Below are 13,169 nucleotides of genomic sequence, written 5' to 3'. Positions count from 1 at the left end.
GGTTCCGGTACCACAGCCATTGTTGCAAGAAAGCTGAACCGAAACTATGTAGGGTTTGAATTAAATCCAGAGTATGTGAGTATAGCAAACAAGAGATTAAGAAAAGAATTAGGAATATTCAAATAAAATCAGAAATGAACCAAAAACAAAATAAACCGGAATATTATTATTCGCCTCGATTTAGGCACTTCAATATTTATCATAGAGAGCCAAACGGATCAGGTAGATATATTGATAGCGCTATTACGCAAGAAGAGGCGAAACAGAAAGTTTATAAATTAAACGGATGGGATTACAAACCTAAAAACAACACAGTAAAATGAGTAAAGTAAAAGACTACATTAAACAAGCTACATCCGAACGAGTACGTTCGCGCGGCTTAATTCGAAAAGTTGCGACCGAGGCAGCACGCATACAGAGAATTGAATCGAGACGGCAAGCTATCGAAGTGTATAAACAAATGTGTCCTTCTAGGAATTGTAAAGGCTGTGCTAGCCGGATACATAAGAATGAAACAAATTCGACACGATGCGACGGTAATTGCGCGCGGATCAAATATCTTATTAACGGATTAGATCGAGTCGAATTATCATGTATATAATTACGCGTATTCAGTGCGTGTCGGGCAATACGTCCGACTCACACTTGGTTGAGATTGAAACGAATGATATAGAGGCGACTCGGAAAGAGTTGCACGAATGTTATCAATGTGATAGGATTATTTTTAATTATGACGAATTATGAGCAGAAATCCACATTATATTAAAATGATCAATTCGGCTCGATGGAAACAACTTCGAGCTAAGAAGCTACGGAGTAATCCGGTTTGTGAAGTGTGCGAGTCGAATAATCGAAGTACGATTGCGACGGAGGTACATCACATTGTTCCGGTTGAGTCTGTTCCGCATGAGTTCGGAATGAGACAACTAATGTTTAACTATAACAATTTACAGAGTCTTTGTCATGCGTGCCATGTGGAGATACATCGGCGCGCTTTCAGTCATTCGAAAGAGGCTGTTCAGGCGAATAATGAGCGAGCAACACAACGCTTTGTCGATAAGTTCTTGAAAGAACCGAGCGAAAACGAGTAAATTTTTATCTTTTTTTTGATTTGAACCGCTTCACCTCGACGAGGGGGGGCGGTTTTTTTTATTTTTAACGCGGTCTGCTTAAACCCACCTTGCCTCATGTTTACACGCGCGAGCAATTTTTAAAACAAGGGGGTGCTCGTTGGGGGTGAGCTTTTCTTCTCGAACTTCCGCGCTACCAAATACTTGTGATCTTTTCTTATATGCAAAAACGCATATAAAAATGAGCGATTTAGACGACATTAAAGAAAAGATTCGCACCGCGATGGAGTCGCAAGGAACTTATACACCTGATTTGGATTTATGTATAACTCTTTGCGCTGGCTCTTATATTGCGTTTAAGATTGCTCTCAGCGACATAGCGAAAAAGAAACGATCATTCGTTACCGAAGTATCTCGAGAAGGAAATAAGAAGCTCGTAGCGCATCCGGCTTTCAAAGTTCTGTTTGATGCGCTCGAAGTCACCCGTAAACAATTACGTGAACTCGGATTAACGCTGCAAACTTTGTCCGCCTCTGATGACGACGAAGTGAACGACTTGATTAATGAGGTAGATAAAATAGACCGCGATGGAGAAGGAAACTAGAGATAAATTGATCGTGTTAAAGCAGTCTGTTGTTTCTGACCTGCATAACATCGACGTCGATTCTTACAAACTAGATAAGGCGGATGAACGACTAAACGCATACGTAAAAGGCTGTATTAACAATCCGGATGCACATAACTTATATGAACTGTTATCCGTCCTTCGCTTCTTTGCTTTTCTGGATAAATACGATTTCCGCGTCAAGGAAGTAAAGAAGTTCGTCACGTTCTACGAGCGTTTGAAATTTAGTGGTACAAAGGGAAAGACTAGATATAAACTGACTCCGATACAGGTGTTTCAGTTCTCTAACATTCTAGCGTTTTACAAGCCCGGCACAAACAAACGATTGATCCGCGAAGCTCTTTTATTCGTGCCGCGTAAATTCAGTAAGACAACAAGCGTAGCGAGTCTTTCGATTAATGACCTGCTATTCGGCGACGCAAACGCACAAACATACGTTGCCGCAAACTCATACAATCAGGCGAAAGTCTGTTTTGATGAAATCCGTAATATTTTAAAGTCTCTTGATCCGAAGTTTCGACACTTCAAAATCAATCGAGAAATCATATATAACCGCATAAAGGGAAAAACATCTTTTGCCCGTTGCCTTGCCTCTAACCCGGATAAATTAGACGGACTTAACGCAAGCATGGTAATAGTAGACGAGTATTCACAAGCCGACAGCGCCGCATTGAAGAACGTTTTAACGTCCTCAATGGGCGCGCGGCTCAACCCTTTAACCGTAGTTATTACGACTGCTTCTGATAAAGAAACCGCGCCTTTTGTCGAAATGCTCAAAATGTACAAAGCAATCCTACGCGGCGAGATCGAGAACGATTCAATATTTGCACACATTTTCGAACCTGACGTAGACGATGAAGAAGGGGACCCGGCGACATGGCGAAAGGTTCAACCGCACATGGGTATAACTGTTTATGAGGATTTTTATATCGACGCCTATCAAAAAGCCTTATACAGTGCACCGGATGCGTTAGAATTTCGTACTAAGTTACTTAATGTATTTGCCGTTGATTCTACAACAAAATGGATCGAGGCAAAGCAGATTGAAGAACGATTCAAAGATATTAGAATCGAGAATATCGGGACTTACCCGACCACGATGGCGGCAGTTGATCTATCCGTTCGAGACGACTTCTCAACAGTTACCTATAATATCTATTCAAAAGATAGCTGCTCCTTTCACTCATATACGGATTACTATTTCCCGAAAGGCGCTTTGAAAGATCATCCGAACCGGGAACTTTATGAAGGTTGGGCGGAAGCGGGCTATTTGATTCTTTGTGAAGGTGACATTATCGACTATCAACAAATTGTAAACGATATACTATCACGTGCGAAGTATCTGAAAATTATGGGTATCGGTTATGATCCGTATAAGTCGGCTGAATTTGTAAACCTGCTCTCTTATTCTGTTGGCGGTGCGAGCGAATATATTAAGCCTGTCAAACAGACCTACGGGACATTTACAAGCCCGATTGAATCCTTTGAACTCGCTTTATACCGCAACAAGCTAACGTTTGATCCTAACCCAATCACGCCATACTGTTTCTCAAATGCGGTTTTAGACGAAGATAGGAATATGAATAAGAAACCCGTTAAGAAAACGCATAATGCAAAAATCGATTCGACGATAACAAATCTAATGACATTCTACTTATTTAATAATTATACACAATAGCACGATGAAACTACGTTATAAACTAAGAAATGCGATTATTCGCTCTTTGGGATTAGACGACTATGTTAATACAAATATTTCGTCTCTTCCTTCACAGCCAATAAATGTATATAGTACTGACGCCGCGATGAAGTTATCCGCCGCATATCGTTGTACTGCAATTCTATCCGGGACAATTGCGTCTTTGCCGCTTCAATACAAACGAAAGAAAAACGGCGTGTTTGTCCCGGATGAAAAGGAAACCTTGTATAAACTTCTCACCCGTAGACCAAACCAGAGAATGAGCAGTTTTGATTTTATCCGAAACATGGTTATATTGATGGTGAATCGGGGTAATGCGTACATTTTTATCCGCAGGGCATTTGGAGAACCAATTTCTTTAATCCTACTTTCTCCCGGCTCTACCAATTATGATAAATATACTGATACATATACGGTTTATGACACTATTAATCACATAAACGGCGTATTTAATTCAAGCGATATTATCCATTTAAGGCATAACAGTCAAGACGGGGGCTATACTGGTGTTAGTGTCATTGAATCCGCTTCGCGTGTTATGAGTGTTGCAGCTAGCGCAGATAATCAAACACTAAAGACTTTCCAGAGCGGAGGAAAGATCAAAGGTATTATTTCCGGCATGAAAGGCGAAGCGAAAGGATTTAACGCCCTTTCAGATACTCAAACTTCCGATGTCGCCGAGCGTGTGGAAAACGAATTGAATTCCGGTCGTGACATAGTTTCTGTAAATGGTGACATGTTATTTTCGCAGTTATCATTTACTCCGGCGGATATTCAATTAATAGAAAATAAGAAATCCACAGTGCTGGATATCTGTCGTTTCTATGGTGTTCATCCGGATAAGGTTTTTGCCGGACAACCAACTAATTACAAAGCTTCTGAGATGGGGCAAATATCATACTTGACAGATACCTTACAGCCTTATTTAAGACAGATTGAATCCGAATTTGAAATGAAATTAATACATGATTCGGTAGCGTTGGATTATAAAATAGGCTTTGATCTATCAGTGTTATATCAAACCGATTTAATGACACAAGTAACGTATTGGAAAACTCTTTTAGAAATAGGAGGTATTACTTCAAATGAAATTCGCGCCCATCTCGGTAAAATGCCTATTTCAGGCGGTGATACTGTTTTTGTTACCTGTAATGTTGCTCCGGCTGATTCCGCAAAAATTCGCGGAGAATCTACAGGAGACAAAGAAAACGCGCTACCAAAAGAAGAGGAAAAACAGATAGAGTAAAAACACGATGGAAATTAGAAGTTTTGGAGAAAATGCAGCCCCGAAGTTATTAGATGAACGAATGATAGAGGGCTATGCTATCGTATTTGAGCGCGAAAGTCGTGTCATGTACGATTTAGAAAGAAAGCGTTTCTTTATTGAAATTATAAAATCCGGCGCCGTTTCTGATGAATTACTAAGAGATTGCGATATAAAAGCTCTCTTGGAACACAATAACCAGAGGCTTTTAGCTCGATGCAATAATGGTTCAGGCTCTCTATCCCTATGCAAAGACGATTACGGATGTATGTACCGCTTCGTCTCTCCTAATACACAAGATGGTAATTTTGCGATAGAAATGATTCGGCGTGGTGATTTATTTGGATCATCGTTCGCTTATATCACAGACGAAAAGAGAAACGTAGAGTACTCTCAAAGAGACGGTTTACTAATTCGAACGGTTAATAAAATAGATAAGCTATTTGATATATCAATCGTCAGCGATCCGGCTTATTTCGGAACAGACGTGACCGTTCGCAGCTTGGAGGGATGTTTGCAGTATGATAAGGATAATAATTATCAAATTAAAATAGAAAAATTGAGAACACAAATTTAAAAAAATTACATTATGAACTACGTAGAAAGACTTGCAGTTATTAAAAGAGACATGAACGCAATTTTAGATGTTGCGGAAACCGAAAAAAGAGGTTTGACGCCCGAAGAACAGGAGCAATTCGACGCACTGAAAAATGAACGGGACGTAATCAAAGTTCGCTTAGAAAAACGATCGCTTGGTACTGTGCAACCACAAAATGTCATTGAACGCGAAAGGGCTTTTGCTGAGGCTGTTTGTATTCTAAGAAATAACGGTACATCCGATAAGTATCAAGGGATTATTGTCAATAAAGGGATTAATATTCCCCATGAACGTGCAGTAGGTAATATCATGGACACTGCCGCTTCTGATCCTTTAATTCCGGTAACAGTGGGGGACGTTATTTTGCCACTTGAAAAAGGCTTGATTCTTGATAAAGTTGGTTGTAAAATGCAAAGTGGGATGTATGGCAAATGGATTCTCCCTGTTGTTTCAGGAGTAGAAGCCACAATCGAAGATGAAAACGCAGAGGTAAATGACTCGAAGATTGACATTTCTAAGCTGACTCCTTCTCCGAAACGCTGTTCTTTGTCCGTTCCTGTATCAAATGACGCAATCGACGAAACAAACTTTGCTTTGCGTGATATCGTTTTGGTGCAAATAACAATGGCTTTACAACGTTTGTTAAACAAATGGATGTTTTCACCTGCAAAGATCACATCAAAAGCAAGCGAAGGTGTTTTTGTTAAGGCAAAACCGAATATTGAATATACAACGTCTTTGAGTTGGAAAGATGTTTGTATGCTGAAAGCGTCTGTATTAAAAGCTGGTGTTCCTGCTGACGCTACCGCATGTTATGTTTGCTCGGCTTCCACTTATGCGGATTTAGAATCAACTCCGCGTGAGGCAGGAAGTTCTCGGATGATTCTTGAAGATGGAAAGATCAACGGTTATCCGGTGTTTTCAACAGAGTATATCGGTGATGACATTCTTGGATTCGGAATCTTCTCTTATTCGCTCGTTGGTCAATTTGGAGAAATGCGCTTAACCGTTGATCCATACACCGGAGCGAAAAAGAATCTCACCTATTTTGTATTGAATACAAAATTTGATGAGTTGGCAGTACGCCCGGAAGCCTTTGCTATCGCAAAGAAGAAAGCTTCTGCTTAATCCTAATAATCTATCATTCACTAAAGGGCTGGGGCTTCGGCTCTAGTCCTTTTTAATTATACACTATGGCACAATATGTAACACTCGAAGAACTCAAACAGCATTTGAACATAGATTTCGATACGGATAATACATATATAACCGAACTTATCGAGCCTGTTCAACTAGCGATAGAGTCGTATTTAAACGCTCCGTTGGATAATTTCGTAAAAGATGGCAAGATCGACCGCCGCATTTGGCACGCGATCCGCATACTCATAGCGAACTATTATGCAAATCGTGAGTCGGTAACATTCGCAACACCGCAAGTAATACCGGGACATGTCGAATTGTTACTTCAACCTTTAAAAAAATATACATAATGCAAGCGGGATTGCTAAACGAAATAATCACCTTTTTCCGTAGCGAATCGAAACGGGATAATCTCGGCGGCACGTCTGAAATTTGGGTAAAGGCATTCGATAAGCGTGCATATATCCGCTTTAAATCAGGTGCACGAAAGGAGGCTAACGGCGAGATATACAACACGACCGTTAATACTATGATGATTCGTATTTGCAAGGATATTAATGCAAAAATGCGAATCGGATACAATGGTCAAAAGTATAAGATTCTATCTATAAATCATGATCGCAAACAGCAATCAATAACAATAGAAGCGGAGGTAATCAATGAGTGATAAGTATACCGGGCGCAACTTATATCGCGTCGAAGTTGATGCGAAAAAAGTCAATGAGTTACTGGATCGTCTAAATGATGACGAAGCGAGGAAGACAATTAAATCAGCGCTAAGAAAGTCTATTCTTATTATTCGCAAACAAGCACAGGATAATTTAGTATCTGCCGTTACTGACGCCGAGTTTGCAAGTACGAAAAACGGAGTATCATATAAGGCATTAAAGAATGAGATTAATTTAGCGGTCTATCGTAACGCTTCCGGCGCTCGAGTTGATATGATCGACCGGAGAAAGAAAGGTTCCCGCGCCTATATGCTGAAATGGTTCGAATCAGGAACAAAAGAACGCGCTACCAAAAAGGGAGCGAATAGGGGTAATATAAAGGTTTCTCACTTCTTTTCTAACGCGGTCAAAACTAAGCAGAAAGAAGCGGAGAACTCACTAGAGAAAAATATTATTGATTCAATCATGAAAGCAGCAAATAGAAAGAAATGAGTTTATCGATAGGCGCACACATATATAAGAAACTAAGTGATTCTACAGAGCTAGCAAAGTTGGTCGCTGATAAAATCTATGCGATCTCAACCAAAACGGAAACAACTTTTCCATTTGTGGTTTATAAACGTAGTTCTTTAGTACCGGAATATACTAAAGATCGTTATGGAACGGGTGATACCGTTTCGGCTGAAATCGTAGTCGTTAGTGATAATTACTCAAACTCTATCACTATTGCCGAAGAAGTACGCAAATCGTTAGAAAATAAGCGTGGCAAATACGACAACTTCGATGTGATCGACGCTAAACTACTTAGTGCGGACGAAGATTTTATAGAAGATACTTTTATACAACGTCTTATTTTTTCTTTCAAAACAGAATAATAAATTAAAACACAATAAAATTATGAAAGCAAAAGCAGTATTAGGAAAAGATTTAATGTTATCCGTTGAAGCTAAAGTGCTAGCCTTAGCAACTTCCTGCAAGTTGGGTTTGTCGGCTGAAACTATCGACACGCAGAGTAAAGATAGCGGTATTTGGACAGAGAAGGACATTAAGAAGCTATCTTGGAACGCCTCGAGCGAAAATGTATTTAGCGCGGATGCAGACGCAAACAGCTATGATAAATTATTTGCCTTAATGATTGCACACAAACCCGTAACGTTAAAATTTGGTGTTGTGAGTAATTCGGATGAAAACGAAATGCCGGAAGGCGGATGGACGCTCGGGGCTGGTTCTTATACCGGAAAGGCTGTTATTACCTCGCTAGAAGCGAATGCACCGGACGGAGACAAAGCGACTCTCTCAATAAGCTTTGAAGGGACCGGACCGCTTAAAAAAGAAACCGCTCCTGCTAATTAATAATTTGAGCGGTAGTTTGCCGCTCTTTAAAACTACTAGTAATGAAAACGATACCACTAAACGAAACAGATTTTATATTAAAATATACGCTTCGCGCATTTTTCGTTTTTGAAAACATTTCCGGTTATCCGTTTCAATTCGGCAAATTGGTTGATGAATATCTTTTATTCTATTCATTTTTGCTTGCTAACAATGAAACGTTCAATGTTGATTTTAGCAAGTTTATTGATTTGTGCGAAAACGATTTAACGCTTTTCGATCAATTCAAAGAGTTTCTTTTGAATGAAATCGAATTACGGTCGCAATCCGCCGAAAAAGTTGTAAAAAAAAAGAAGATAGCGACGCCGAAGAGAAAACAGTAAGTGTTCGCGATCTATATTCGCGCGTTGTCGGGGAGGGCGGTATCTCTCCTGATTACTTCCTCGATAAAATGAGTTTTATCGAGGTTGAATCATTTTTAGACGGATTAAATCGACGCAATCGCGAGTCATGGGAACAAACCAGATTGTTAGGTTACATCATCGCACAATCGAATAGTACCAAGACACTAAAACAGACTGATATACTTCGTTTCCCATGGGATGAAGAAGAAAAGAGGGATACGCGTGTAACGGATGAAGATAAAAAGCGATTACGCGCGATGGCAAAAGAATATGAATCACAATTAAACACGAATAAAGATGTCTGATATAGTAACACGACTTTTACTTAAAACGAATGATTTTGACGCAAATTTAGAGCAATCAAAGAAAAGCGTCAATAACTTTCAAGGTGGCATTTCTAATATGGCTAAATCGGTAGGTTCTAGCTTTATGAAAGTTGCGGGTGGTATTGGTTTGGCTGTAACCGCCGGAGAAGGATTTACAAAATTACTCAATTCTTCGCAAACTCTAGGAGATCAAACCGCCGCCGCGATGATGTCTGCAAAAACCGGAGTAGATGAGTTCTTTTATTCGCTTGGCTCTGGTGATTTTACTCCTTTCTTGTCGGGAATGGATGATATTATAGCAAAGTCTAAAGACGCTTACGGCGCATTGGATCAATTAGGAAATGCCGAAATATCATTTGATTATTTTCAAGGGAAATTCGACGAATCAATTGCAAAAGCTAGATTGAACGCAAAAAACAAACAACTTGAAAGTGACGAGCGCGAGAAATCGTTTAAGGATTGGGATAATGAATTAAAGAAAAAAGAAGAGGCGGGGAAAACTGTTGCCTCTGACGCTTTGAACGCACTAACAAAGAGTATTGCCGTTGGTACAAAACTTTCTTCTAATGATATATCATTGAATGATTTTGAAAAGGTTATGAGAATTGATCTTATGCCTTCTGCTAGTCGTGATGAAGAAAAAGATTATTGGAAAGGGCAATATAACGAGTATATCAAATTATCGAAAAAGATAGAAAGCGACCGCAAAGTAGATGTTGTTCGAACTAATGATTATGGAAAAACAAAGTCTATAAACAACGCTGCCAAAATAGCGCAAGAAGGAGCTGCAGCCAAATATAAAGACGCAATTATATATAATAAGTTACTTAACAAATTAAGTGATGATGATTTAAAAAAATTGACTTCATTAGGTAAGAAATATTATTCAACTTCTCAACAAATAGCACAGCAAAGGCAAGAATTCAATGAATCAACAACAGAATTCAATAATTCTATTACTGCAATTGATAAAGCGAAAGCAGCAGCAAATAAAGCAGAAGTTCAAAAGCTGGCTAAAGAAAAAGCAGACCGCGATAAAAATAAAATTCCCGTCGGCTCTGTCGCCGAATTAGATAAATTAATTATAGAAGCCCGCAAAAAGTACTCTCATGCTGTCAGCGATGGAGCAAGGACGGAAGCACTGAAATTAATTGCAGAATTAGAACAAAGGAAAGTAGTACTAAATATAACGGCAAAGTATAATAGTCGTGATTTGGGAGAACCCAAAATAGCGGGACTACCAACAGAAAAACTAGATACAAGCAAAATTAAGTTGCCTGAATATAAGCCAATCTTTAAAAAAGAAGATGTAAGCTTAAATCAAGAGTATGCCGAATCTCTAGCGGCTGTTGGTGGTATTATGGGATCACTGGCGGGAATGACTAACGAAAGCGCCGCAGCATATTTGCAATGGGGCGCAAATGTTGTATCGAGCATTGCGCAAGCAATTCCGGCTATCATGAGTTTAACTACAGCAAAAACGGCGGAAGCTGCGGCAAATTCTGCAAATTCTGCCGCCCAAATACCCTTTGTTGGTTGGCTTTCTGCCGCCGGGGCGGCTTTATCTGTTGTTGCTGCGATGGCAAGCATTCCCAAATTTGCAACAGGTGGTATCGTTCCCGGCACATCGTTTACAGGTGATAAGGTCCCGGCTTTATTAAATAGCGGCGAAATGATATTGAACGGATCGCAGCAAAGCAACTTATTTAAGGTCCTCAATGGGCGCCTATATAGTTCGCTATCTGAAAAGACTCATTCCTTTGATGTGCTAAGCGATATTCGCTTAGCAAATGCGGTTAGATTAGACGAGAAGGATTCAAGGGTAGAAGTTTTTGGGAATATAAGAATTAAAGGAAGTGATTTAGACCTTGCATTGAGTAATTACATGAAAAAAACAGGAAAAAAATGGTAAACTACGGTACAATTTACACGCTCCCTTTCAAGTCTCGCGAGGAAGTGTCTTACTTAATAGAAATACAAAAAGAGAATTATGAAGGAAAAGCTATTGAACTGGTCGGTAGCGGTGATTCTCCTTTTTCTGTGTCAATCGACGACGAGGATTTTTTATATACGCCTACTCGATTTTCGACAGCAACGATTTGTATAGTCGGAGGCGACTATTTGCAAAATTTATATTCGACCGGATACCAGCAATACAGAGTTATATTTAAACGGGAAAATGAAATTTGTTGGTGCGGATTCGTAAAACCGGAACTTTATACACAAGATTATACATCGACAAAATTTGAATTAGAGATAGAATGTATTTCCGCTATGTCTGTGTTGGAATTTATCAAGTATAAACAGAAAGATGAAAATGAGAGAGGATTTATAAGTTTTTGGGATTTATTTAAAACTTTCATTTCCGAATCTCGCGGGACTTATTCGTCTGTATTCATTCCTCATGTATATGCAAAGAGCGAGGAAGATTATAATAATAATCGTAATGTTTTTGAAGAAATGACGATCAGTGAACAAAACTTCTTTGACGAGGACGACAAACCAATGACTTTACTAGAGATTTTACAGAATGTTTTTAACTTGTTGAATTGGACCTGTGTAGATTGGCAAGGAAATTTATATTTTGTGGATATTGATTACAAAGGAGATTATTATAAATATAATGTTTCTTTGTCACAATATACCAAAGCGTCTTTAAATAAATTGACAGCGCAAGCCATTGGATTTGCTGGCTCTGAGCATTCTCTTGATATTTTAAAGGGCTACAATAAAGCTACAGTAAAATGTAGTAATTATTCTATTGACGAAATAGAAGTCTCCGAAGATTTTAAAAAGTTAAAACTATTATCTGATACCGGAGAAGTTCAAACCTCGATAGATGGTAAAGTACGACATACTCATTTAGACGTATTATATCCTAGTAATTTGACGTTACGTCAATATACATACAAAAATAGCGTTTTAAGCGTTGTTGATGATCTTTCCTTGTATAAAAACGCACGAAATGCACGAGAATTATTAGGGGCACTTCCTTTGCGTTATGCTGTTTATCATTCCGGGAATAACTCTCAAAATGCGCAATCGTATAGTTACGAATACGGTGTACAAGTTCGGCAACGTTGCGGAACGGGTTACGATCCAATTAATGACAAAACCCCTAATTCGGTTTTTGATGGCTCTACACCTATTATTAGCACAAAAAAAGAAGGACTATATTTTTATAAAGGCGGAGCTCTTTGTCTTTCTTATAGCATTAAAGTTCTTCAAAAAGATAAATTCGATGTGCCTTTCGGCGGTGGAATTGTGCCCTCAGAAGATGGAATAACTTACACGAAAGATAAATTAAAAATAAGGCTTAGAATAGGAAATAAGTATGTTGCGATGGATCGTTACGGCGTATTTAGCTGGGTCGATTCTCCTTCAACATTTGAGGTCAATCTCGACCAATCAAATGTAGAAAATCCAGACGGAAAATTAGGAAGTGGATTTATCTCAGTATATAAAACATTCGGTGTAATAGGTAAATATTCGGGGGCGGATGGATGTATTATTGAACTACCTGATACTTTAAAAGGAACGCTTGAATTATCTATTTATTCTCCCGTTTTGACAGAACGAGAAGGGCAGGTTCCTTATGGTTATATACTAAAAGATTTTAAACTCCGTTATTGCCCACCTCTAAATATGGAAGATGATAATAACTCGGATCGTATTTATGAGAATGTTGTTAATGAAGGCTTTATAAGTGAATTAGACGAGATCGAATTTAAAATATCATCGTACAACAACGACGGTGCATGTTATAGCAAGGTGATACTAGGTGATGACTATTTAAAAGATAATCTTTATTCCTCTATTGATAACGCCCTAATCCGCCCGGAAGAAGCCTTAATAAAACGAATTATAAATCAATACGGAGCTACCAAAATTAAGCTTACGCAAATATTAAAGAATAGCGAATCTATCACGCCTATATCTATATTAACCGATAAGTTTATGACAGGAAAGTTTTTCATGATAACAGGCGGCGAAATTGATTTTGCACAAGAACAATTTACTTGTAAAATGATAGAATGTTAAGT

At 38.8% G+C, this 13,169-nt stretch carries 18 protein-coding genes; all 18 read left to right on the top strand.

Annotated features, from left to right (window positions below; genetic code table 11):
* On the top strand, positions 1-126 hold a 126-nt coding region (locus tag PHO71_RS10385), incomplete at its 5' end, for a DNA methyltransferase (RefSeq protein ID WP_300202730.1).
* Between the two features lie 8 nt (positions 127-134).
* The gene (locus tag PHO71_RS10380; protein ID WP_300202714.1) at positions 135-323 is read left to right on the top strand and encodes a hypothetical protein; all 189 of its coding nucleotides are present in this window, start codon (positions 135-137) and stop codon (positions 321-323) included.
* Positions 320-601 (top strand): hypothetical protein, encoded by a 282-nt coding sequence (locus PHO71_RS10375; RefSeq protein ID WP_300202713.1) that lies wholly within the window; start codon positions 320-322, stop codon positions 599-601. Before PHO71_RS10380 ends, PHO71_RS10375 begins: the two co-directional genes overlap by 4 nt.
* A 139-nt stretch (positions 602-740) precedes the next feature.
* Positions 741-1,091 carry an HNH endonuclease signature motif containing protein gene (locus PHO71_RS10370; RefSeq protein ID WP_300202710.1) on the top strand — a complete coding sequence of 117 codons (351 nt, stop codon included), beginning with the start codon at positions 741-743 and terminating at the stop codon, positions 1,089-1,091.
* A 220-nt stretch (positions 1,092-1,311) separates the two neighbouring features.
* Positions 1,312-1,674: a hypothetical protein gene (locus PHO71_RS10365; protein ID WP_300202708.1), complete on the top strand. Its 363-nt coding sequence runs from the start codon at positions 1,312-1,314 to the stop codon at positions 1,672-1,674.
* A complete protein-coding gene (locus PHO71_RS10360; protein WP_300202706.1) occupies positions 1,658-3,373 on the top strand; it encodes a terminase TerL endonuclease subunit in 1,716 nt (571 codons plus the stop codon). The genes PHO71_RS10365 and PHO71_RS10360 overlap by 17 nt, the downstream gene beginning before the upstream one ends.
* 4 nt (positions 3,374-3,377) lie before the next feature.
* Positions 3,378-4,640, top strand: a complete 1,263-nt coding sequence (locus PHO71_RS10355; RefSeq protein WP_300202703.1) for a phage portal protein — start codon at positions 3,378-3,380, stop codon at positions 4,638-4,640.
* Positions 4,641-4,647: 7 nt separating this feature from the next.
* On the top strand, positions 4,648-5,235 hold the full coding sequence (locus PHO71_RS10350; protein ID WP_300202700.1) for an HK97 family phage prohead protease: 588 nt from the start codon (positions 4,648-4,650) through the stop codon (positions 5,233-5,235).
* 12 nt (positions 5,236-5,247) lie between these two features.
* The gene (locus PHO71_RS10345; protein ID WP_300202697.1) at positions 5,248-6,384 is read left to right on the top strand and encodes a phage major capsid protein; all 1,137 of its coding nucleotides are present in this window, start codon (positions 5,248-5,250) and stop codon (positions 6,382-6,384) included.
* A gap of 65 nt (positions 6,385-6,449) precedes the next feature.
* Positions 6,450-6,746 carry a head-tail connector protein gene (locus tag PHO71_RS10340; RefSeq protein ID WP_300202694.1) on the top strand — a complete coding sequence of 99 codons (297 nt, stop codon included), beginning with the start codon at positions 6,450-6,452 and terminating at the stop codon, positions 6,744-6,746.
* Positions 6,746-7,063, top strand: coding sequence for a phage head closure protein (locus PHO71_RS10335; protein ID WP_300202691.1), 318 nt, complete (start codon positions 6,746-6,748; stop codon positions 7,061-7,063). The genes PHO71_RS10340 and PHO71_RS10335 overlap by 1 nt, the downstream gene beginning before the upstream one ends.
* Complete coding sequence (locus tag PHO71_RS10330; RefSeq protein WP_300202688.1) at positions 7,056-7,556, top strand: hypothetical protein; 501 nt, start codon at positions 7,056-7,058, stop codon at positions 7,554-7,556. The genes PHO71_RS10335 and PHO71_RS10330 overlap by 8 nt, the downstream gene beginning before the upstream one ends.
* A complete protein-coding gene (locus tag PHO71_RS10325) occupies positions 7,553-7,939 on the top strand; it encodes a DUF3168 domain-containing protein (protein ID WP_300202685.1) in 387 nt (128 codons plus the stop codon). The genes PHO71_RS10330 and PHO71_RS10325 overlap by 4 nt, the downstream gene beginning before the upstream one ends.
* Positions 7,940-7,958: 19 nt before the next feature.
* Positions 7,959-8,417 (top strand): phage tail tube protein, encoded by a 459-nt coding sequence (locus PHO71_RS10320; protein ID WP_300202728.1) that lies wholly within the window; start codon positions 7,959-7,961, stop codon positions 8,415-8,417.
* Positions 8,418-8,458: 41 nt separating this feature from the next.
* Positions 8,459-8,779: a hypothetical protein gene (locus PHO71_RS10315; protein ID WP_300202683.1), complete on the top strand. Its 321-nt coding sequence runs from the start codon at positions 8,459-8,461 to the stop codon at positions 8,777-8,779.
* Between the two features lie 68 nt (positions 8,780-8,847).
* Complete coding sequence (locus PHO71_RS10310; protein ID WP_300202680.1) at positions 8,848-9,105, top strand: hypothetical protein; 258 nt, start codon at positions 8,848-8,850, stop codon at positions 9,103-9,105.
* Positions 9,098-11,038: a hypothetical protein gene (locus PHO71_RS10305; RefSeq protein WP_300202677.1), complete on the top strand. Its 1,941-nt coding sequence runs from the start codon at positions 9,098-9,100 to the stop codon at positions 11,036-11,038. The genes PHO71_RS10310 and PHO71_RS10305 overlap by 8 nt, the downstream gene beginning before the upstream one ends.
* The gene (locus PHO71_RS10300; protein WP_300202674.1) at positions 11,032-13,167 is read left to right on the top strand and encodes a hypothetical protein; all 2,136 of its coding nucleotides are present in this window, start codon (positions 11,032-11,034) and stop codon (positions 13,165-13,167) included. Before PHO71_RS10305 ends, PHO71_RS10300 begins: the two co-directional genes overlap by 7 nt.
* The last annotated feature ends 2 nt before the right edge of the window (positions 13,168-13,169 follow it).

Origin of the sequence: Bacteroides sp. (assembly GCF_028690125.1) — a bacterium.
Lineage (GTDB): Bacteria > Bacteroidota > Bacteroidia > Bacteroidales > Bacteroidaceae > Bacteroides.
This window is presented reverse-complemented; position numbering and strand designations above follow the sequence as displayed.